This is a genomic window from Pedobacter westerhofensis, from assembly GCF_900182595.1.
Classification (GTDB): domain Bacteria; phylum Bacteroidota; class Bacteroidia; order Sphingobacteriales; family Sphingobacteriaceae; genus Pedobacter; species Pedobacter westerhofensis.
In genome coordinates this window covers 18,204-38,326 of record NZ_FXTN01000021.1, presented here as the reverse complement: position 1 = coordinate 38,326, position 20,123 = coordinate 18,204, and the positions used below count along the sequence as shown (strand labels likewise).

At 40.9% G+C, this 20,123-nt stretch carries 24 protein-coding genes; 14 read left to right on the top strand and 10 right to left on the bottom strand.

Annotation, left to right across the window (positions count from 1 at the left end; all coding sequences use genetic code 11):
• Nucleotides 1–80: 80 nt before the first annotated feature.
• Nucleotides 81–761: a hypothetical protein gene (locus FN831_RS26740; RefSeq protein ID WP_142531276.1), complete on the bottom strand. Its 681-nt coding sequence runs from the start codon at nt 759–761 to the stop codon at nt 81–83.
• Between the two features lie 1,065 nt (nt 762–1,826).
• Between FN831_RS26740 and FN831_RS26735 the strand changes: the two genes are divergently transcribed.
• The 11 genes from FN831_RS26735 to FN831_RS26685 all read left to right on the top strand — a co-directional run bounded on the left by FN831_RS26735 (nt 1,827) and on the right by FN831_RS26685 (nt 8,924).
• The gene (locus FN831_RS26735; RefSeq protein WP_142531275.1) at nt 1,827–2,030 is read left to right on the top strand and encodes a hypothetical protein; all 204 of its coding nucleotides are present in this window, start codon (nt 1,827–1,829) and stop codon (nt 2,028–2,030) included.
• 29 nt (nt 2,031–2,059) lie between these two features.
• Complete coding sequence (locus tag FN831_RS26730) at nt 2,060–2,845, top strand: hypothetical protein (protein WP_142531274.1); 786 nt, start codon at nt 2,060–2,062, stop codon at nt 2,843–2,845.
• 298 nt (nt 2,846–3,143) lie between these two features.
• Nucleotides 3,144–3,800 (top strand): DUF6266 family protein, encoded by a 657-nt coding sequence (locus FN831_RS26725; protein ID WP_142531273.1) that lies wholly within the window; start codon nt 3,144–3,146, stop codon nt 3,798–3,800.
• A gap of 88 nt (nt 3,801–3,888) precedes the next feature.
• On the top strand, nt 3,889–4,284 hold the full coding sequence (locus FN831_RS26720) for a hypothetical protein (protein WP_142531272.1): 396 nt from the start codon (nt 3,889–3,891) through the stop codon (nt 4,282–4,284).
• The gene (locus FN831_RS26715; protein WP_246101782.1) at nt 4,203–4,766 is read left to right on the top strand and encodes a C40 family peptidase; all 564 of its coding nucleotides are present in this window, start codon (nt 4,203–4,205) and stop codon (nt 4,764–4,766) included. Before FN831_RS26720 ends, FN831_RS26715 begins: the two co-directional genes overlap by 82 nt.
• An 8-nt stretch (nt 4,767–4,774) precedes the next feature.
• On the top strand, nt 4,775–5,275 hold the full coding sequence (locus FN831_RS26710; protein WP_221931419.1) for a hypothetical protein: 501 nt from the start codon (nt 4,775–4,777) through the stop codon (nt 5,273–5,275).
• Nucleotides 5,276–5,509: 234 nt separating this feature from the next.
• A complete protein-coding gene (locus FN831_RS26705) occupies nt 5,510–6,925 on the top strand; it encodes a hypothetical protein (protein WP_142531270.1) in 1,416 nt (471 codons plus the stop codon).
• A 76-nt stretch (nt 6,926–7,001) separates the two neighbouring features.
• On the top strand, nt 7,002–7,274 hold the full coding sequence (locus tag FN831_RS26700; RefSeq protein WP_142531269.1) for a hypothetical protein: 273 nt from the start codon (nt 7,002–7,004) through the stop codon (nt 7,272–7,274).
• Nucleotides 7,275–7,278: 4 nt separating this feature from the next.
• Nucleotides 7,279–7,890 (top strand): hypothetical protein, encoded by a 612-nt coding sequence (locus FN831_RS26695; protein ID WP_142531268.1) that lies wholly within the window; start codon nt 7,279–7,281, stop codon nt 7,888–7,890.
• 3 nt (nt 7,891–7,893) lie between these two features.
• Complete coding sequence (locus tag FN831_RS26690; RefSeq protein WP_142531267.1) at nt 7,894–8,520, top strand: hypothetical protein; 627 nt, start codon at nt 7,894–7,896, stop codon at nt 8,518–8,520.
• A gap of 53 nt (nt 8,521–8,573) precedes the next feature.
• A complete protein-coding gene (locus FN831_RS26685; protein WP_142531266.1) occupies nt 8,574–8,924 on the top strand; it encodes a helix-turn-helix domain-containing protein in 351 nt (116 codons plus the stop codon).
• A 346-nt stretch (nt 8,925–9,270) separates the two neighbouring features.
• Here FN831_RS26685 and FN831_RS28530 read toward each other — a convergent pair whose 3' ends face one another.
• Complete coding sequence (locus FN831_RS28530; RefSeq protein WP_394348340.1) at nt 9,271–9,507, bottom strand: DUF6985 domain-containing protein; 237 nt, start codon at nt 9,505–9,507, stop codon at nt 9,271–9,273.
• A 1,012-nt stretch (nt 9,508–10,519) separates the two neighbouring features.
• Between FN831_RS28530 and FN831_RS26680 the strand changes: the two genes are divergently transcribed.
• Together FN831_RS26680 and FN831_RS26675 are read left to right on the top strand one after the other, a co-directional pair.
• Entirely contained in the window at nt 10,520–10,825 is a 306-nt protein-coding gene (locus FN831_RS26680) for a hypothetical protein (protein ID WP_142531265.1), read from the top strand.
• 29 nt (nt 10,826–10,854) lie between these two features.
• On the top strand, nt 10,855–11,280 hold the full coding sequence (locus FN831_RS26675; RefSeq protein ID WP_185960622.1) for a DUF3828 domain-containing protein: 426 nt from the start codon (nt 10,855–10,857) through the stop codon (nt 11,278–11,280).
• 170 nt (nt 11,281–11,450) lie between these two features.
• Here FN831_RS26675 and FN831_RS26670 read toward each other — a convergent pair whose 3' ends face one another.
• On the bottom strand, nt 11,451–12,116 hold the full coding sequence (locus FN831_RS26670; protein ID WP_142531263.1) for a hypothetical protein: 666 nt from the start codon (nt 12,114–12,116) through the stop codon (nt 11,451–11,453).
• A 286-nt stretch (nt 12,117–12,402) separates the two neighbouring features.
• On the opposite strand from FN831_RS26670, the gene FN831_RS26665 reads away from it, so the two are divergent.
• Nucleotides 12,403–13,620, top strand: a complete 1,218-nt coding sequence (locus FN831_RS26665; RefSeq protein ID WP_142531262.1) for a hypothetical protein — start codon at nt 12,403–12,405, stop codon at nt 13,618–13,620.
• Nucleotides 13,621–13,833: 213 nt separating this feature from the next.
• Here the strand turns inward: FN831_RS26665 and FN831_RS28525 are convergent, their stop codons facing one another.
• The 7 genes from FN831_RS28525 to FN831_RS26625 form a co-directional block, all read right to left on the bottom strand.
• Nucleotides 13,834–14,163, bottom strand: a complete 330-nt coding sequence (locus FN831_RS28525; protein ID WP_394348339.1) for a DUF6999 family protein — start codon at nt 14,161–14,163, stop codon at nt 13,834–13,836.
• 51 nt (nt 14,164–14,214) lie between these two features.
• Nucleotides 14,215–15,234: a hypothetical protein gene (locus FN831_RS26650; protein WP_142531261.1), complete on the bottom strand. Its 1,020-nt coding sequence runs from the start codon at nt 15,232–15,234 to the stop codon at nt 14,215–14,217.
• 93 nt (nt 15,235–15,327) lie between these two features.
• On the bottom strand, nt 15,328–16,452 hold the full coding sequence (locus FN831_RS26645) for a WG repeat-containing protein (protein ID WP_142531260.1): 1,125 nt from the start codon (nt 16,450–16,452) through the stop codon (nt 15,328–15,330).
• Between the two features lie 6 nt (nt 16,453–16,458).
• Nucleotides 16,459–16,869 (bottom strand): lysozyme inhibitor LprI family protein, encoded by a 411-nt coding sequence (locus FN831_RS26640; protein ID WP_142531259.1) that lies wholly within the window; start codon nt 16,867–16,869, stop codon nt 16,459–16,461.
• Nucleotides 16,870–17,083: 214 nt separating this feature from the next.
• Nucleotides 17,084–17,578, bottom strand: a complete 495-nt coding sequence (locus tag FN831_RS26635; RefSeq protein ID WP_142531258.1) for a hypothetical protein — start codon at nt 17,576–17,578, stop codon at nt 17,084–17,086.
• 54 nt (nt 17,579–17,632) lie between these two features.
• The gene (locus FN831_RS26630; protein WP_142531257.1) at nt 17,633–18,607 is read right to left on the bottom strand and encodes an SPFH domain-containing protein; all 975 of its coding nucleotides are present in this window, start codon (nt 18,605–18,607) and stop codon (nt 17,633–17,635) included.
• A gap of 21 nt (nt 18,608–18,628) precedes the next feature.
• Nucleotides 18,629–19,849 carry a hypothetical protein gene (locus FN831_RS26625; RefSeq protein WP_142531256.1) on the bottom strand — a complete coding sequence of 407 codons (1,221 nt, stop codon included), beginning with the start codon at nt 19,847–19,849 and terminating at the stop codon, nt 18,629–18,631.
• Nucleotides 19,850–20,123 lie beyond the last annotated feature (274 nt).

Sequence of the window (20,123 nt, the reverse complement as noted above, 5' to 3'; positions counted from 1 at the left end):
TAAGACTTAGTGGGGCATTCGCTACCACGCTCGGCAGCCAAGTCAGGGGGTCAGTTTGCACCGAAACAGAGGGGTCACTTTTACTGAAATACGCAATATATCTGTGGTCTCCAATTTTGAAAGCTATTCAAAATAGTGATTTTTGCAAATTCATTTATTGATAATATAGCAGAAGAGGTAATTACGATAACATGATTTTTGCTGTCTATCCCAATCGCTTTAGGATCATTCGGAAGTTTAAAACTATTGGTAACTCTCCATTGACCGTCAATCATCGAAATTAGAAGCAGACTCCCAATATCGGAGCCCATGTGTTCTATTCCCTCTATTGCATATATAATATCATGTGCAATATAAAACTGCTTTACATGATGATCAGAGATCTGGTATTTCTGATTACCATTTCGTGAGAACCAATATAGGCTTGCCCCGAACTCACCATTATCGAAACCAACTAAATACCCATTTCTAACTTCAATTACTGATTTATTTCCCTTCATAGTCATGTCCTCCTTGAAACCAGATGGACTAAATTTGAAAGGGAGTTTACTTTGGGAGGAATCAACTAATTTGGAGGCAACTATGGCGTCGCCGTTTAGCGAAACAAAATGATAGTCTGTCTTATGGAATCCAGCATTTTGCGCCGTTGGTATTGGATGGCTTTTCCAATTACCAAGAAGCACCTTATTAGACTGTGCTAGAAGAAGACTTGGTAGCTGCAGGAGGATTAAAAATTGAAGAAGTCGTCTAAAGATCATCATGCGAGTTGAATACTAATACTTAACATAAATATATTGAATAATTTCCCCGATAGATAATAATTTGAACGCTAAAGCTCTAGCAGAATTAACTATTACATTTTTGATTGTAAGCGATTCGACTCCAGCTTAAAATGCATTGAATATATAGGTCGATCCACAATAGAACTCCTTTTGCCCTTGCATTTAAGGGGTTGCAATATGACTTTTGCACGGATTTGTAGAAGACATCGCTATTGTCTCAAAACACATATTACCCGGAAGCAAATAAAAAACGGTCAGGTAACACTAATGTCAATTTAGACAAGAAAATGATTTGCAAAGAAAAAGCATTACATTCGACGAACCAAGCCAATGCATTATTATCCCAACAAACCTCAAACAACTGTCAATAATGCGAAAGATTTTATTAACCACTGCAATTTTGTTAGCACTTATCGCGAGAGTGCAGAGCCAACAACTTAAAAAATCAACTCTTTATTTATATTTCGACTCTTCCAATACCAGTTTATATTACAAAGAGCGCGACGAATCCACAATAAAACTGAAAGGTAAACGCGTCCCTTATATATGTGAAGTCTATCATTTTAAAATTCTGTCCGAGAATGTCAAGTGGGTAGCATTCGTAAATGATAATCTAGACAATTATAAAATTGTAGATAGCCTATTTCTAAAAAAATATGCCGTTGCGATCAATGATATCAAAAACGTATCAAAAATTAGATTAGACACCTACGATAAGAAAAGGTTTCCATATAACAAAGTATATATAGTAGAGTTAAGCTCATTAAATAAGTATAAACTGTTCGAAGTGCGTACTAACCTGGATTCCAATTATTAGTCATTAGTAAGTGACCTGCCTGACCCCTTACCTGAAAATTTGGCATAGGACTTTCGGTCATAATCTATATAGCTGTTTCTTTACTGACAGCTTCTCCAGATTACGAGGGATTAATACCGTTATATTAGGCCAAGCTTTTCCCTACACCTCCCCCGGTGAACTTCCGCTGTGATAGCGCACTACTAGCCCACTGCTTGCCCTGATTTTAGCTAGTTAAACTAAGCGCTATGACACAGGTAGCACTGGGCTACCAATGCGCTACTACCCGGAGTGACGCCATGCAAAAAACTATCCCGGACGAAAACAATTTAACTTTTGATAAGCAAAATCGTGGCCGGCCAACCCAGTCAATAACAGACGTGTGCAGAACATACCGGACGATTGAAGCCACGGTTTTTGAAAAACGGTTCAAACGTAACATACTGACGTAGATTTGTTTAAACTTAATTCAAAAGATCTTATGGCAAAACTAATCGGCAATTTACTGTCGGGGTCATTGGGCCCCTATGTATTTAGAATCGTCAATGGGAAACAGATTGTCTCACGTAAAGAAGCACCCGGGACAAGAAAGCAAACCCTTGCTACCAAGGCAGCTTCCAGACTATTTGGAGATGCCGCCAACTTAGGGACACAGGTGCGAAAGACGTTGGCGGCACAATATCCGGACTTATTTGACAGAATAGCCTCAAACAAAATCAGCGGACACCTCTTTAAAGCTTTGAGCACTTGTAAATATCCTCAGACCGGGCATTTTGAATTCGGGGAAGATAGCTTTGCATTGATGGAACGGCTGGAGTTTAATCCCGGCTCTCCCGTAAGCAGCATGATGGCGAAGATCCCCCATGTAGGACTGATGAAAAACTACCTGGTGGTATTCCTGTCAGAACTGGTAATCCCCAGGGAGTTCAAATTTCCCAAAAAAAGCATCAGGTGCGAAATAGTTGTAGCCGTTTCACTGTTCAGGCTCAGGGAGGGTTTGATGGTTGAGCTTGCGGAACACCAGAGTATCGTGATAGAAAAGGATCAGGTCATCGTGAAGCCCTATGAATTTAAATTTGAAGTACCTGCAGGCTGCCTTTGCCTGGTAACTGTCTTCCTCAACTACTCTACTGTCAACAAGAACGGTTGGCTGCTGATCAAAGACAATGACTTTAGTCCGGGCTGTATCTGCGGGGCAATCGTTACGCCGGGTAAATACCAGGGCAATGACCAGCGGATATGGAAGAAGATGATCAAATTTATTTAAAAGCGTTCCTTAAATCGCGCCATGATTGGGCCCGGTCAGCAATGACCGGGCTTTTTTTTGTGGTCTTTTCCGGCATTTTTTTGTGACACAATAGAAATTTTCATCATCCGACAGCAAATGTGGCCGGTTACACCGGTCATTGGAAGACGAATGAAGAACATAGCGGACGAATGAAGCCATCAACTTGTAAATCAGTACGTTTCGCGAAATCACGCTGTATCTTTGTATCACAAGTTAGAGCTACCGGTAACGCAACAACTTCAATTAACAGATTTTTTAACTCTTAAATTTTATTAAAATGGCAAAAATTTTTAACGGTATCCTGGGTTCGGTTTCAGGATTAGTAGGTCCAGTAGTAGGCGCAGTAGTGCGCGGTGTGGCAACGATCAGAAGCAGGCCAAAGAAAAGCACCAAACCTGCCGCGGCTTCGCAAAAAGAGCAGCGCAGTAAATTTGGTATGGCAACCAAATTTATCAGATCACTGAAATCAATTGTAGATCTTGGGTTCCAATCTTATAAAAAGACGATGAGCCCCAGCAATGCAGCGGTTCAGGACTTACTCACCAATGCAATCACAGGGATAGCTCCAAATTACAAGATCGACTATGAAAAGGTGACCCTGAGCAAAGGAAACCTGTATGATTCAGCCAGCATTAAGGTAATGCCGCCCACAGCTGGTGCCACGCTGACTATCACCTGGAATCCGGCAGACCTTGCACCGGAAGAAGCATTGCTTTATGCTGCAGACCGGCTGGTAGCGGTATTGTATGACGAGCAGACCAACCGCTTTATACTCTATAACAGGGTTGCAGCAAGGTCGGCAGGAAAGTACGAGACCGAACTTCCATTCCTCTTTGTAGGGCACAAACTTTATGTATGGGTTTTCTTTGTGAGCCCTGACCTGAAGTCTGTTTCCAACAGCCAGTACCTGGGTATTTTTACACCTATCCAGTAACCAGAGTGCCCGGCGGTTTACCATTGGGCCGCCGGGCCTCTTTAACAAAAGTTAATTAACCGAAATATTTCATTTTAAATCCGATTGTATGAATAGTAAAGTTTTAAAATTTCCCAGGTACGGAGGCATTATGCCCCTGCTGAAGATCAGCCAGCTAAGGATCGTTCCGCCAGTACTGCTGGTGTGCTTGCTGCTGATCTGGTTTATATTTCCCGTTTGGCTTCACAGTAATGATCCCACCGCAGGATATATCGAACAGAATACCTGGCTGCTCCTGGTGCTGAGCCTCATCACATTTCTGTTGGTCACACAACTGTGCTGGTGGTTGCTCAGGCAATTCTGGACTATCGCCGGACTGCCCGATCTCAATAAACTGATTCTCAAATTTAATCACCTCACCTCATGTCAGCAATTAAGCTTTTTCTTTGCCTCCTTTGCATTACTTATCTTGGCAGCAATGAGCTGCATCGACGCGATCTGCTGATCAGGATCCTGAAGCACAGCACGCAGCGTCCCTCCCGCTTTACCATCACCGAAATCGCAAACAATGAGCTGGGGGTAAGGGAACTGACCGGGCATAACGACGGGCCAAAGGTTGAAGCTTACCTGTCTGTGGTGAAGCTGAGAAAAGGCCAACCCTGGTGCGCAGCATTTGTAAGCTACGTCTATCAGAAAGCGGGCTTCCCAAAGCCGAGAACGGGCTGGTCGCCGGATCTCTTTCCCGCAGCACGCTTAGCCAGATCTGCACTGCCAGGCGACGTCATTGGCATCTACTTCCCGGAACTGCGCAGGATAGCCCATGCCGGAATTGTCACTCAGCAAAAAGGCTCCTGGATCTACAGTACTGAAGGGAACACAACCATGCAGGGCAGTCGCGAAGGGAATGGGGTCTTCCGCAAAGTCCGGCATATTAGGACCATTCACCGCATTGCGGATTGGTATACAGAAAGGGGGGCAGCGAAATGATAAAGTACATGGTAATATTGCTGCTGATCACTACCTCTGGCTGTGCAGTCCTGAAAAAGACCGGTAAGAAAAGCGAGGAATCCTACAGTAACATCAATACTCTAACCGACCATCAGCAGAGCTACTCAGCCATGAAGCAAAAAGCCGGGAATGAACTGGTTTACAAAAGAGATTCTGCGGAAGGGAACTATACGGTTCGCCTTTGGCCAAAAGGAACATTTAATTTTTCGCCCGATGGCGGATTCAGCGGTGAGCTGGATAGTATAGTAATGAAAGGTAAGCAAAACAAAGTGACTTCTGCGACGACCCTATCGAACACATCCGAGTTGGAAAAAGATCAAATGGCTGCCCGCAACCAGCAGACGAAAAAGATCAGGTCCGGCAATAAGAAGGAAGAAAAAGTTGCTGTCCCGGATGGGAAACTGATCCTGATTCTTGTGGGTATTGCTGGCTTGGCAATTTATTTCACAATTAAAGGCCGTCTTTTCACAAAAAACAAGGGTTTTTGAGGCACTCCAAATTCTAATTGATAAAATCAAAATTTTGGGATTTTTATGCTTGGTAGGCGTTTTTATATACAATAAGCACAAATGACTGAAACAAATTTACACATATGGATAATAAAACTATAGTACGATATAGTCTATAACCAATTATTTTCACATACCAATTATTTTGTACACTATTTGATATACGAATTTCTGATTGTCATATTAAATTAGAGTAATTATTACTAGTTTACCATGCTAACCAAATATTTAAATATAAAATTTGACAGGGAGGGCTCAAGGGCTGAATGTACACCGGCGATTCTGGCCAAATCTGTTGCCGCTATCGTGCTGATGGACACCAAGCTGCTGGGTACCAGGATTCTGAACCAGTCAGCCCTGGCTCCCCGAATCAACTTACCGCTTGCAATGGTAAAAAAGGCATGGATAATTTTAAGCGATGATTACCAGCTGATCGATGCGAAACCCGGCCGCGGCACAACGTTCGTCGGTTCTTTATCATACGAGCGTATGCAGAGATTGGAAAAATTGATTAAAAACGATGCGAACTGTGCCTATCCTGCCCTCCTGGATAAGAAACTGCCCCAACTGGTTGATCCCTCATTTAAGGTAAGGTTGTGGAGGGCAATGAACACACACGTTGACCTGCCCGTTACCCAGCAGCAACAAAGGATTATCGACGGTATGCTGCCAGCGTTGGCAAAACTGACAGGCAGTAAACTGAATTGTGCTATCGCTGACAATGAAGTCTACTATACCGATGACTATGCAAAACTCATCACTGATTGCTGCATGATGTTTACTCCGTCCAAAAGCACTGTAGTGTTGCTGACACCGGTGTCCGCGGAGACATACCACGCAATAGTCTCGGCAAAACGAAAACCGCTGTTTCTAACGCAAACTGCCCTTGCAGCAATGATGGACGAACTGGAGATGCACTGCAGGAATGGACTGATTATGGGCATGGTTGTCATTGGCATGATGGGCCCTTACCTGATAAATGACAGTGATTACAAAGCAGCATGGAAACGGCTCACCGGGCTCAGAATGATATATAATTTTGAGATAATGCTTGATGACCGGTTTGCAGGCATGCTGCAGGTACCCGGATTCCGGGATATCATAGAAAGTATTGGATCGCAAGTCATCTTTATCTATCGGATCAGTATCCACGAGACCTTGTATGACGCAAATGTAATTGCTGCTGATGCTGATCACATCGGGCGGTTAGCCAAAAGATTAGCGGGAAAAGGAGAGCTTCTTGCGCCTGCAATAGCCTTCGCGCTGCTGAGGTTAGTGAAACAGTACCTGTCTCGCAGCATGGACCTCAACGGCCACCCTCCGCTGGATGCAATTATTACAGCTGCCCGAAACAAATTACTGGAGCCGGAGATATTTATCCGGCAGCATATCAGTAACCAGCAGGGTTACCTGTTTTACCTGGAACCGGAGAACGGACGTTTCCCCAGGGATATATACCGGAAATTAAAAGCTGCAAATATTCATGTCATTCATCCCGACACTTTCATGTATGGATCCAAATATACCAGGGGCATCATCATCAGCGTGTTGAGTTCTCAGATAGTGAGACAGGTAGAAAGGGATATTGAAAAGCTGATCAGTACGCTGAAAAATTACATAAAGAAATAATTTGAATGGTCATTTGAGGCGCCGCAGTGTCTGTTCAGATTCATTAAAACCGATTATTAACATAAACAGTAAAAAAATGGAAACAACAACTGTAGACAAACTTGAGGCAATCCTCAAAGGTATGCTGAAGAGGGAAACTGATGAAGCAAAACGTATTAGATTGATGGAGATGATGGATAAGCCGGTGTTAACGAACAGCGATTTCCTGAAGCTATTTTGCATCAGCGCACGCAGCAGTTACCGCTGGCGGAAAGAGCAGGGCATCCCCTATTTGAGGATCTCTGGCAGAATATATTATTTATGGACCGCTCTGCTCCCTGTTTTGGAATCCAAGCAGTATCGCCTGTAATGTTATGGCCCTTACCCGATATGAAAACGCGGACCAGGTCCCTGTTTTTATCCAGGTGCTGGATATCATTGCCTACTTCTACGCTCAGATCTCACTAAAAATTGCAATACTCAATCATTACCAGGAGCTGAAAACCCCTCCGGACCTCCGGCAGACGGATGATGCTGTACTGGTTCTGATCTCCTCTGCGGTAAACGATATCACAGACACGATGGAGCGGACAGCAAAGATTTATTCGATTGATCCCAACGACTTCCTTAACCGCGACCAGCACATAACCGGACTTGCCGAAGATCTCTACTGGTCCCTGGTGCAGGATGAATTTCCGGATTGCATTACGGAAGCTGATGCCGGTTTCCTGGATTATTTTGATCTGCTGGAACAGTATGGGCTTTCTGTACTGGGAATTTTGAACAGCTTATCAGACATGTTCTGCACCGCAGCAACCGATCGGGAAAATACTTATGGCAAATGCGATGTCTATAACCGTTCACGGTTCAGCAGAAGTGTTGATCCGAACAACAAGCCTGCCCTGATACAGCTGCTGCAGCTGAATAACATGCTGCGCGGGCATCATGATCAAATTAACAAGTGTAGTTTAACTTTTAAATCTTAAACGATGGAAACAATAACTTATAAAGAAGCAGATCTCCTGCCGCTTACAATATCGGCCTTAATCCTATGTGTGAACAATTTTACGTGTAATGCATACAAGGTAGTAATTGACCGGGAATACCCGGACCTTAAGGATGTGGTGCTCACGGATACGCTTGATGAAGCTGCCTTTGATCTATTGAATACTGTACGAACAGATTGGTTTGACATAGTTACAGCCAGTATAGGCGGATTGGACAAGACCTTAAAATCACTGGCTAACATACACGGCCTGGATCCCAAAACGGTAGTTAATGGTGAAAGAATACAGAATCTGGCTATGGAACTCTATGACGCGGTCATCATAGATGATTTTGCTGATGATGGAGAGAAACCCCGGAATGGGGATGATCCGGCAGAAAACCTGGAATGGTATGCCTTTTCTGTGATCGGCCTGCTGAGCTGTCTGTACTACCTGATCATCAACCGGGGTTATCTCAGCAGCGAGCCCTGGTCGGAGTGCTGGGATCCCATGGGTTTCATCTTCGATACCCACGAGGATGAAGTACATCGGATCGATCTTGACCTTCTGCAGCAACTAGGCAGACAATTGCAGGAGGACTATTTTAAGCTTTTGAAGATCGAATATTAAAATCAGGTCTAAACTTGCCGTTGAGTAATAACAAGGTATAAAAACTAAATCATATGGCTAATACACCATTAAACGCAATTGGTCGCAACATTAGACGGTTGAGGCAGAAAAACCGCTGGTCGCAGGCTACGGCAGCAGAGAAACTGGACCTTTCCATACCAGCGTTTTCAAAAATCGAATTGGGTATCACCTGCTGCACCTTTGATCGCCTGGAGCAGATTGCAGAATTGTTTTCCGTCCCTGTAATGCAGATTATCTCAGAAGAGGGTCAAGCTCTGGCAGAGCAGCAAGCTCAAGAGATCGCGAGGTTAAATGAAGTGGTGAGAGCCCAGGAACTGGAGATCATCAGGCTGCAGGACAGGACGATTAGTTTGTACGAAGAACTGGCCAGGGATAAGGTGTAGGGACATCTGTTTTCATAAGCGCAAAGATTGAGCGTTCGTGTTTTGAGATCCGGTTTAGCGGACTTTGGCATAATAACTTGGTTGCCGGAAATCTTAAGACCGAACGCTTTTTATCATTTACATACAATTCCACATGGGGATACAATTTTCTTTGCCTCCCCTGATACCGCGTTTTATTCAACAATTAAATTTCCTGGTAAATTGGAAGCCATGGGTCATGCATTACTGTGGACTGGATCCATGGTTATTGGCAATCATGATGATTTCAATGCGGATGGAGGAACTCAGCGGGTCTCTAGATGAAAATTTGCTGCTGATCATAGTTAAAGTAACCTGCTTACATCTTTCAAACTAAGATGAATGCACCACACACCGGGTCGTCCGCCTTAGTTTTATTTTGATTTTTCTTACAACTCGTCAGTAAACTTACGGTAAACAACAGTACCAGCTGGAGGCCGTGTTCTATCTCCCAATCACATTCGCAGCTCAGTAGAAGATATAACTGGTGATCTTCGTACGGTTCGCGGGTTACATAAAGCTTATTGTAAGGCACGTAATTCCAGATCTCTTTCGGATCTTTAATGTTCCATAGCCGCAGATCTTCTTCGTTATAGCCGATTAGTTAGTTAACGTACCGGAGATTACGGCGACAAACTAGCGATTATTTATATTTTTTGCATTCCATAAAAATCAGCAGATCGATTTATTACGACGATACGCACGACAGCTCATTCCGTTTAATCAATGGCGACAGCAAACGCCGTCAGACAAGCGTTAATCCACAATAAAAATTTAAGTTAGTAGTATCTCCTAAGCTTGTGGAACATCAGGCCATTTCTATTCTATTCCATATTCCTGAGCAAGATCCAGCAAATAATAACCGTAAATAGTGGCTTGATTTATATCAACCAAAACTACTATAAAGCGATGTTCGCTATCTGTTGGTAGTAAGACATGGTCATAAGTTGCATCACCATTCCTGTAAACGCATGCTACCAATTCACTATGAAGAACATGAGGCGAAACAACTCTGTTTTGCACCAATAAGTTTACATATGGCCATATATCGACTACTGGTTGTGCCGTAGCCGTCACAACCAGCATAGGGCTTTTGAAGGTAGTGTCATATTCTTTGTGGCTGAGTAGACGAATCATCCATTATCAACGCCAAAAAAACCACATTTGTTTCATGGTTGTGTTGAGATATATAGCAAACAACTATAATAAAATAGGCAAACTGTTAGCGCAATATTTGCGTTCACTAACAATTCGCAGCTACAATTACGATTTTTTTTGTCCTCTCCGTCCTTTGCCCGGTAGTGTCATTAAAAACTATTTACCTCTTTCTGCTGAAGCTTTTTTTAAAACATTCCTGATTTAATTTGTTTCACTATACGTCATTTGTTACTATTATTTTAATTAACCGCTATAAAAGCTTTTCAATCACAATTATCACCATGAGCAAATCACCTGAATTTTCGTATTATAAATGCTACCTACTGTTTTGCTTAGGATTCTTCACTTTATCATCATGCGATCATTCAAAGCAGGGTATAAAGCAGCATCCGCCAGCCGTAAAGGCTCAGTTACCATCAGTGAAGCCTGAAGATGAAGTTGTAAACCTGATCATGAATCTGAAAGAGGTAAAGCATAAGACAGCCTATGTAAAAAAATTGAGTAAGGGAAAGAGAACACTGATGACTTATGTTGAAACTCCGCCTACCAGTAAGGATCCTAACTATTGGGTAAAGGTATCGGAAGACAACGGGGAAAGTTTGGTTGCTTACTACACCTTCGCCGTTGATGCAAAGACCCACCGTATTGCCTATTACGATGATCTACATGATACCACAATATCATTGGAGGAATGGCGCAAAACTGTATCAGTAAGTGACCGATAGCTGATATTTATCAAAAAATGAATCGAATCGTGAAGAAAATAATAACTATAATCTTGTGCATAATTACATTAGCCACGGCCGCACAACCAATCCCTCCAGACAAAGGGGTGACTATGCTAAAGGGCTTTTACACGGCTTATATTACTGCGTCGTCACAAGATGCTGACCCGAAAAAAATGGAACAAGAGCTGTCGGCACTAAGAAAAAAGTATTGTACTACACTTTGTTTAAAGCAGTTTAAGATGCTGGTTAAGCAAACGGATGCCGATCCCATCATCAAAGCGCAAGATATGGATCTAAGGGTATTACAAACATTAGCCATTAAACAGGATCCACGAAAAGCAAACCGTTATTCAATCAAATATTCTGAAACTGCAGACAGTCATGAGACAACCACCATCTATGTTATGTTGAAACAAGAAAATGGAATATTAAAAATAGCGTATCTAGAATAGGCTTTAGCTCTGATAAAACTACTTATAGAATTTAATCACATAGGCATCACCAATGCTTCCCGAATATCTTACTTTCAAAATATAATCTATGACCTCCTCCCAATTATTCAGACTGTCAAAGGTGAAGTTTTCTGTGTTTTTGCAGGTTATCAAGCAATTTGACATTCTTCCTAACCTGCAAATAGTATCTTATCAAATAGAAGATATTTGTTCTCACGTACTTTAAAAAAGTAAATAACTGCATACTCCCCTTCGCTTTCGTAATTGCCATACTCGTCTGTCTTACCAGGATGATTAACGGATAATTGAAGGATTTTAGTGGCTTTATCATAGTTAGCAATCATATATAAGCTGTCACTATTGACTTTGATTTTTGGAGAAATGTATTCACTTTTCTTTGATAGCTCCATAGTATTTACTTGCGCAAGGCTTTTTATAAATTCAGTATTAAAGATTGCTTGCTGGTGTTTTATAAAGTCATTCTCTGTAAAGGTGCTTGAAAAGGTTGCAGGATGCTTTTCTTCCGACACAGAATCATATACAGCGTCCCATATTTGTGTTGTATCCGCATTTACAGGAAAATTGAAATAGGTTTTTTGCTTATCAATATCATTCTGATCTATGGCCGTTTTGAAATTCTGGAAATCATCCAGCCATGAATTTACAACTACGTATTTAGGTCTAATCTCTGCTGCCGAAACTGTAATTGATTTTGAATCTTGTTGTTTAGATTGCTCTTGTTTATTAGTGCAGGCAGGTATTAGACTGATGTATGCAACGTATAAAGGCAAAAAATTGATCCATTTTCTACTCATTTTCAGTTGTTTAGGTTTCATTGACAGGTTTGGGAAGTACATATTTATGTGATTGTAAATTACTAATTATAGTAATATGGCAAAAGCCATTAAAAATAATTGTATGCAAAGTAAAACCTGATCATAGGATATGCAATTGGCGAAACCCAGAACCTGAATTTCATAAGTTTGCGCTATCAATAGCAGTTGCCTTAAAACATATTTAGGCATTGCTTAAGATATTTGAGACAAACTTATTATGAATTGCTACTAAACTTGATCTCATGAATGAAAAACAGAAACCTCTGCTAAGTGTTTAACTAACCAAATGGCAAAAGATATTAAAGCGATACAATGCCCTAAATGTGGTAGTATAACTAAACAGGAAACCAAGCCAGGATTTTACCAATGCCGAAACTGCCAGATAGAATACTTTTTGGCCGACGATGATGTGCATGTTTATCATCATCACGAACGGGTGCCGACTATGCAAAGTTCAGCCCCACCGGGTAACACCAAATTGCCCCTTTATATTTTTATTGGCGCGGTAACTTGTATAGTGGCAGCGTATTTTATGACAATGCTGTTTCAGCCTACAAAAAGTTTTGACAAACCGGCTTCTACCTATAAAATGCCCCGATCTTATCGATCGAGTTTTGTTTATACGAATACCATTACAGGCGATCCTGTTTATCTGCGCTTAGGCACTGATTTTATTGATAAAGGCAATAATAAATCGGAGAGAGAATACCATGCTGAATTTAACAACGCGCTTAATGGAAATTTGATAGCAGATCGCATTGTAGATCACGAAGACCATAACCAGGTTGATTGTTTGTTGACCTTTAAAACCTATGCACCAGATATGATTTACGCTATTGGGTGCAACAGCATGCTCTTAAAACTGGATACCAGGGATAATAAGATTATTGATGTATCTAAGAGCTTATTTAAAGATTATTTGCAACTAAGTTCTGGTATAGCCAGGCTGGAATTTGATTACAAAAAGGATATGATAAACGTTATGAATAACGAAGGTGATAGCTACCATTATTTTCCAACTATCAAAAAGCTGGTTAAAAGTGAGGCGGAAACAGATTCAGTATGGAAACAGATTTATAACATCAAGCAATATTATGAATTTGGTTACCTGGCCGATTACTTTGATGACCATAAAGTCAACCAATTAATAGCGGTAAAGTACGAAAAACCTTCTGGTCAACTTGTAAAGCGCGATCTTACACCGGGCAGAAAATACTTTGCCCCGGTAATTCTGTATCAGGACGCTGGAAATATATTGATTGTGGTAAATACTACTGCCGCGTCCGAAGCACCTATGAGTATTCAGCGCATAGATGTAAACACTGGTAAAATATTATGGGCCTTACCACCTGATCGGTACTTTCTTTATTCTGTTACTAAATGTAAACATGGATTTGCAATTGAGTACCGTAAAGGTGCGGAGGCAGATTATGTGCATGGCGTGCTGGTCATATCTGGTGCCGGAAAACTCGTTCATAACTATCAGTTGAGCCGCAGCGAATAAATAAACTATATTCGCAAAAACTATCATCTATGCCGTTTGCTACGCAAAATAACAGGCTTCTAACTGCTTGTTCTTTTTGTAATTTATGATCGTCCTTCCATGCGCTGCTTTCAAGATAAGCTATTCCTTTCAATTAATGAGTTCCGAACCGGGCCACGATGGGCAATAATCACATCATCATCCAGCTCTGGGAGCAGCGGCTCATCCTCAAGCTCAGGTCGTAGTAGTGGTTCTTCCCGCAGTTGGCGCGGCGGTATTACTGGAGGAGGTGGCGCTGGTGGCAGCTGCTAGATCAGATGTAAGTTTTGCTTGTACCAGCATGGCATGTAGCACTTCGGTCGAAAAGCCATGTAAGAATAACCTGAAAGCAGCACCATAGGTTGGAAGCAGAATCATGGGGTGCTTATTGTTGAGCGCTGTCAGCTTTTCCGGGCAATCCATGATCGTGCTGGTGTAAATGCCAATCAACTCATCTAACTGCAGTGAATTGGGGGCACGCCAAAAGTCATTATCGGTCAGGTAAAACTGATAAGCGTTAAAGATAAGACAAGCAGGGCAGTCTGCAATAGTTAGGGCGCAGTATTATGATTTATTTTACCCCACATTCTGACTCCGGTCTATCATAATGGCATCGACTTCCTGAATAAAGCGTTCTACCTTACTGCTTCTGTTAAAACTTTTAAGCACAATTGCTTCCTCCTTGGCCGTGCCACGTTTGACAAAAAAGAGTTGAACATCTGTACCTGAATAAATAAAGTTCGTTGATTTCCTAACTGTTTGGATCCCATTGAAATCATCAAAAGAATAAAGCTTATTGCCTAATCCAATGGGACTCTTTCTTTCTAACGTCCGATTGATGGTATCAAACGTGACGTCAGTGTATCCCGCAAAGAAAATTGCCGCGCCCCCAAAAATCAAAAATATAAGCATGAATACTCTGCCGATAGCCCATTCGTTTCCAAGCCAGGCACCTGGCATAAGCTCATGAATCCCTATGCCGAATAAAACCAAGCCGAATATTGTACTGCCAATCTTATTTTTCTTTAAAAGGAATTTATCACCTTGTTCGACAAAGTATTTATAAGTAGTAATGGGATCGCTGATGTAATCCGTAGGCAAAACATATACGTCCAGGTATTGATGAATAATTGTTACTGCTTCTTCTACAAAAGCTATCGCGTTCGGATCTTCGTTTTTTGTATACGCACAGGAAACCACGATTCCTTTTCCATATTTGGCATCTTTACGAAACAAACGGTATTTGTAGGAGCCGTAAAGATTAGATACCGAGCTGATTCCTTGAAGTTTAGAAAACGGGATTCTGGTTATTGGAAGGAAACCCATTAACTTTTTTCGCATGACTCCGCTATTTTGGTCAAATTCTATTGACGTTCCAGCAAAGCCCCAGAACAATACAACAATTACCAACAGCACTAATACCAGTGGTAGGGCAGTATTCAGCGACGAATTTTGATAATGTATATAAACAAATAATATGCCTGCAAAAAGCACAGCAAGAACAGCACTTAAAATGTAGGAAAGGCCATATGGATAAATGGTTACACGATCAGGTTCTAGTTTCCAACGTGTTTGTACGAGCGCTTTAATTGACATATTCTAAAATTTGAGTTAGCATAAATTAACAACATTCATGAGCAGTTAGTTTGTAATAATTTAATGTTTCATTCCAGTTGTATGAATTTATATTTATGGAGATGCATGAGGGCCTAAAGCAATAGCTATAAGCTTGTATCCGTTTGCTGTTCTTAAAAAGGAAAAATGTTCTTGGTAGCTAGTTTGCTGTCTCGTGTCAAAATTCTCGGTCATAATTTCAAAGGCCGGAAACTGAGCACTATTCGGCTCGTCGCAGTCTGTATAATAAGGCTGAAAAGCTTTATTCTCAAAGATTATAGCATTCAGCTCCTCCCTAAAGATTATCGTCTCTACTTTATTTTGTTTGATACTGCTCATCCTTTCCTGGAGTATCGTGCCATATTTTTTTGAGAAAGAAACTTTGCTATATTTTTTTCTCAACCTATGCTTCCAGTGCTCCTCAACGGTCACCTCTTCAAAACAATTATCAGATAAATTCCCTTCCAGTAATCCAGTGAGAAAATGTTGGTAAAACCAGTTAGTAAATTCCTTTTGGTAATTGATAAAAGTAAGATACCTATTGCCTTTTACTTTTAAAGAAGTATAGATCGTGGTATCTGCCTGCCTATCACTAGTTTTGTAAGAGTACCAATTTAAATTTTCGGTATCTGTTAGATTAATACTGTCGGCCACCACATCTCCCCTGTCATTAATTAAAGCAGTAGTTCCTTCCCAAATCCAATGTTCGCAGGCATTGACAATATATGGTGTACCATCCGCACAAATTCTTTTACCATCATGTAATACTAAGGCCAGACCACTGTGGAAAGGACCCGCATCATTATAAACGGCAGGTATAACAACCTTTCCGTCCCTTCCTAAAAAGCCAACTTTATCTTCTTTTGGATCGCGAAACCTGATCATACCCTCTTGCTCACAGTCGTATGTCATATCCGATATGTACACGCTGTCTTTACCTACTTTTTGACCATTTCTTAAAAGGTAGTATGACTTATAATTGACGGCTTCCGTTACAGCAACAATGTTTCGAAATTTCGATGCCGGAGGCAGGCCTTCAAATTGCGCAGGTATCTTTATACTCCCCTTTGCATCTTTATAGCCATAAATGCTTGTGCCAGCTTTACAGTAGCTGTGCAAATAATCATCACCATCCTGAGCGAAAAGGGGATTACAGTAAAAATACATTAAAAGAAGAAAATTAAAATATTTCATTTGCATGAAGCATTACTTAGTTTTTACAGAGCCACTGCAAACGTCGCCTTCCTGTATTCCAGTTAACCAGACCCTTAAAAACTTCGTTCTTTCCCGGGTCAGTTGCTCGAGGTATCCAGATTTACACATAGGTTGCGCAGATCCATAACTACCAGTTTCAGGAAATTTAGCGCCTAATTCAGCGTTCCTCAACTGTACCCAAAGCCGTTGTGCAATCTTAAATTTTTTTATAAAGAGCGGCTGTTTAGCATAGTCTATTAAAATTTGTTTGTAAACTAGATTAAGTTCCCTATCTGCCTTTTCATAGCTGCTACCAGCCTGAATATTGGCGGCTGTTTGTGACTGTGCAAAAGTGCCATAACTTGATAAAGCAATTATAATTACTGTTAATATTCCTCTTAATGTATTTTTATGCGACTCCATGATATAATAATTAATCTACTTCTGTTTTTTTTCTGCGTTAAGAGCACTAAAGAATAAGTTCATTTCTTCGGAAACCAGTCCGCCCAGCTGTTAAGAATTTTATCTACCTGTTATAAAGTCTTTCAGTTAACTGGATTCTTTCAGGGCTCATTTGTAAAAGGCTGTCGACTTATACTACAACATTTCCTTAAAGCAGCTACTTTGCTTAATTAAGTTAGTGCATACATCCAAACCAAATATAAGTACGTTTGGCATAGGCATCCGGATATACCTTATTTATAGCTAATAACTGCTTTTTTAGAGAAGCCGACTTCACATTGGTGATTGCAGCAACTACAATATAATAGCCTTTCGCAAACCCTTTATAGGCATCAGAATATTCAATGGAAATATAGCTATCGTTGAATGCATTTCCATCACCTCGTGCAAAGTAGCAGGGATAACCAAATTCCGCACAATCGCTCTCACTCATTGTTAGACCAAATTCCTTATGAGGTTTAAGATGCCGTAAATCCAACTTTTTATGCAAGTGGCTGGCTGCTTGTTTAGCTACTTTCAGGGCTCTATTGTAATTGTTAGTACTACAAAGTATAATAATATCTTTAGGAACCTCAGTGTTATAATTGTCCTGCGCAAGCACTCCAAAAGTATTTAATAGTAGTATACAAGCGCTTAACCACATCAGTCGCAATGTTCTTTTTAGCTTCATGATCTGTTTTATTTTACTCCATTAAAATTGTTTGCCCCTCACTATGTCAAACAATTATCCCTTATAAAGCCATTGTTTCTTTTTAATCTCGAACTCATCCTCTGTCAAAATCCCCTCATCCAATAATAATTTTAGCTGTTTAATGCGGGCTATGGCATCGTCTTGCTCCCTCAACTCGTTACCTGAGTTGTTTCCCATGTTCATTTGCACACCTGCGCCCATTATGCCATTATTATTACGTGCGGCATCCCGCAGGGCCAGTAATTTTTCCATTTCTGTATAACTTAACCCGGCCTGGTTTGCAGCCAGGCTTCCGGCTTGTGCATTTCCTATTTGATTGATTTGTTGCTGAGTCTGCTCGTCGAAGGAGGTACCTTGCACATTGAAGTCTGTTAGTGTGAATCCCAATTTAGTAAAATGGTCATTTAACTGTTCCTGTAATACTGTAGCCAAATCATTTAGTTTACTGTCAATTTGCAAAATAGTGAATCCTAAGGTTGCAAGCGTTACAGTAAGTTGTTGCTCTATACGTGACTGGATTAGCATTTGGGCTTGAGTTGTAATATAGCGGTCCGATAAGCCTGCAATCTCTGTTAAAAACAACCTTGGATCGGTAAGTAGGAATGAGTAATTGCCATAAACCCCCAAACTTACGGGAAACAGGTAAACAGGGTCCTGATATTTCACCCTGTTGGAGGTGCCCCAGCCCTGGTTATTCACGCTTGCTTTCCGGTAAAAAAAGATCTTGAGTTTGTGTTCACTTTCAAAACCTTGCAGACATTTAGACAATGTGGTTATGAAGGGATCATTGTCTGTTCGCAGGTCGTAGATCCCTTCCTGTTCCAATAAACCTGTAACTTTTCCTTCATAAACCAGTAAACAACCTTGCCCGGGAGCAATAATTAGCTTACTGGCATCTTTAATCTCATCCCCTTTGAAATAAAACTTCTGAATAAGCACCTCTTCACGCTGATCATCCCACTGAATAACAGTTGCAAACTGCCTCTTTAAAAAATCTGTAAACGCCATAATCTTAAATTATAATATTGTTTATTCTGAACGTCCTAATTGATAATCGTGCAGCTGCCTGCCCGATGGAGACACCACAAATACACCATGTACATAATCCGCTTCCTCATCTTTTCGGTATTCAATCGCGTAACCTTGTTTACATTTGGCTACACTAAAAAGCGTATACCTGTTTGGTGGAAGGGCCCATTCAATTTTACCTGAATTTAAGTCAATATATTGAACGCTGACAGGTGGTTCCTCTCCGGCAGTCGTATTAGTTAAAATTAGCAAATGATTTTTGTCCTGGTACAATATTTTTGGATCAAAATATTTTCGATCAGGTGTTAGATCTCGCTTTGATTCCTGACCAGTTATACGGGAATAATTGACTTCAATAAGCTGCTCTGTCTCCCCTCTTCCAAAATCCTCCTCTAGCGTACTAAATTCAAAATAGTGCTGGTCTTTAAGCTTTTTCCAAAGGGAACCCATCTCTGTTTCATTGCTCACCAACTTTTTCACCAAAGGAAAGTAGTAAAAACTATTTCCTTCATTACTCATCACCTTAATCATCGCTTTACTGTAATCAAACTCGACCTTAGCTACTCCAGAACTGAGCTCTGGAAAGTCTTTAAATACCTTTTGAGTCACTTCTGTCAACTTGTTGGTCCTGGTGTCTAATTGAAATAAGAGGTTGGTGCATCCAATCGCATAAATCAGCTCTGAAGAATAAGCCTTGAATGTAACCGAGCAATCACTATCAAACAAATTCTGATTGGTCATGATGCGGTCTGCAATTAACTGACCAGTCATTGCATTATTAAACTGAACATGGAACTCTTTTCTACTTTTATTATTTCCCTGATCTATCTGGTCTGTGCCAAGCCGCAAGTAAACCGGATCTCCAGTATTTGTATTCATATACACAAAACTGCTGCCATACATTCTGGGCATTTTATAGGCACTGTTTGTATTGACATAGCTACCACTTGTTTTTGAGGCAAATAGGCTAGACAATAGGTAAACAATTGCAATAGAGGCGATGGCACCTAAAAGTAAGTAAACCGGAAGTTTTTGATTACCCGGAGGCGCCGAGCTTTGAAATGGTGCAGGACGTTCATTATGGTGGTAAACATGTACATCATCACTGTCTAAGAAATACTCAGTTCCGCAATTATGGCATTTGTAAAAACCAGGCCTGAGTTCTTGCTTGTAAACGCTTCCGCAATGAGGGCATTGTATAGCTTTAATTTCTTTTGCCATTGACGTAAGGAACAGTTAATTTCGTTTTCTGTTTGATTTAATGAACTTGAAATTCGTTAGGCTAAGATAATACACTATCTAATCTTTATAAATTAATAGCCTGAACAGAGCTGATTATAAAACCATCTTGCTTAGAATAGGCGAAGTTCATTTCTTTTATTTGAGCGGTTAACACCAAATTTGCCTTTTGTTTGGACATCCGCAGCATCTTTTAAGGTAATCTGTAGCTCTTGTTCAAGCCCTCTGGAGTGCTGTGGTCCTGTTAAGACCTGAT

Excerpts from the sequence above, each read along its gene's own strand:
- FN831_RS26740 (WP_142531276.1), bottom strand. The coding sequence starts at position 761 with ATGATGATCTTTAGACGACTTCTTCAATTTTTAATCCTCCTGCAGCTA.
- FN831_RS26735 (WP_142531275.1), top strand. The coding sequence starts at position 1,827 with ATGACACAGGTAGCACTGGGCTACCAATGCGCTACTACCCGGAGTGAC.
- FN831_RS26730 (WP_142531274.1), top strand. The coding sequence starts at position 2,060 with ATGGCAAAACTAATCGGCAATTTACTGTCGGGGTCATTGGGCCCCTAT.
- FN831_RS26725 (WP_142531273.1), top strand. The coding sequence starts at position 3,144 with ATGGCAAAAATTTTTAACGGTATCCTGGGTTCGGTTTCAGGATTAGTA.
- FN831_RS26720 (WP_142531272.1), top strand. The coding sequence starts at position 3,889 with ATGAATAGTAAAGTTTTAAAATTTCCCAGGTACGGAGGCATTATGCCC.
- FN831_RS26715 (WP_246101782.1), top strand. The coding sequence starts at position 4,203 with ATGTCAGCAATTAAGCTTTTTCTTTGCCTCCTTTGCATTACTTATCTT.
- FN831_RS26710 (WP_221931419.1), top strand. The coding sequence starts at position 4,775 with ATGGTAATATTGCTGCTGATCACTACCTCTGGCTGTGCAGTCCTGAAA.
- FN831_RS26705 (WP_142531270.1), top strand. The coding sequence starts at position 5,510 with ATGCTAACCAAATATTTAAATATAAAATTTGACAGGGAGGGCTCAAGG.
- FN831_RS26700 (WP_142531269.1), top strand. The coding sequence starts at position 7,002 with ATGGAAACAACAACTGTAGACAAACTTGAGGCAATCCTCAAAGGTATG.
- FN831_RS26695 (WP_142531268.1), top strand. The coding sequence starts at position 7,279 with ATGGCCCTTACCCGATATGAAAACGCGGACCAGGTCCCTGTTTTTATC.
- FN831_RS26690 (WP_142531267.1), top strand. The coding sequence starts at position 7,894 with ATGGAAACAATAACTTATAAAGAAGCAGATCTCCTGCCGCTTACAATA.
- FN831_RS26685 (WP_142531266.1), top strand. The coding sequence starts at position 8,574 with ATGGCTAATACACCATTAAACGCAATTGGTCGCAACATTAGACGGTTG.
- FN831_RS26670 (WP_142531263.1), bottom strand. The coding sequence starts at position 12,116 with ATGAAACCTAAACAACTGAAAATGAGTAGAAAATGGATCAATTTTTTG.
- FN831_RS26665 (WP_142531262.1), top strand. The coding sequence starts at position 12,403 with ATGGCAAAAGATATTAAAGCGATACAATGCCCTAAATGTGGTAGTATA.
- FN831_RS26650 (WP_142531261.1), bottom strand. The coding sequence starts at position 15,234 with ATGTCAATTAAAGCGCTCGTACAAACACGTTGGAAACTAGAACCTGAT.
- FN831_RS26645 (WP_142531260.1), bottom strand. The coding sequence starts at position 16,452 with ATGCAAATGAAATATTTTAATTTTCTTCTTTTAATGTATTTTTACTGT.
- FN831_RS26640 (WP_142531259.1), bottom strand. The coding sequence starts at position 16,869 with ATGGAGTCGCATAAAAATACATTAAGAGGAATATTAACAGTAATTATA.
- FN831_RS26635 (WP_142531258.1), bottom strand. The coding sequence starts at position 17,578 with ATGAAGCTAAAAAGAACATTGCGACTGATGTGGTTAAGCGCTTGTATA.
- FN831_RS26630 (WP_142531257.1), bottom strand. The coding sequence starts at position 18,607 with ATGGCGTTTACAGATTTTTTAAAGAGGCAGTTTGCAACTGTTATTCAG.
- FN831_RS26625 (WP_142531256.1), bottom strand. The coding sequence starts at position 19,849 with ATGGCAAAAGAAATTAAAGCTATACAATGCCCTCATTGCGGAAGCGTT.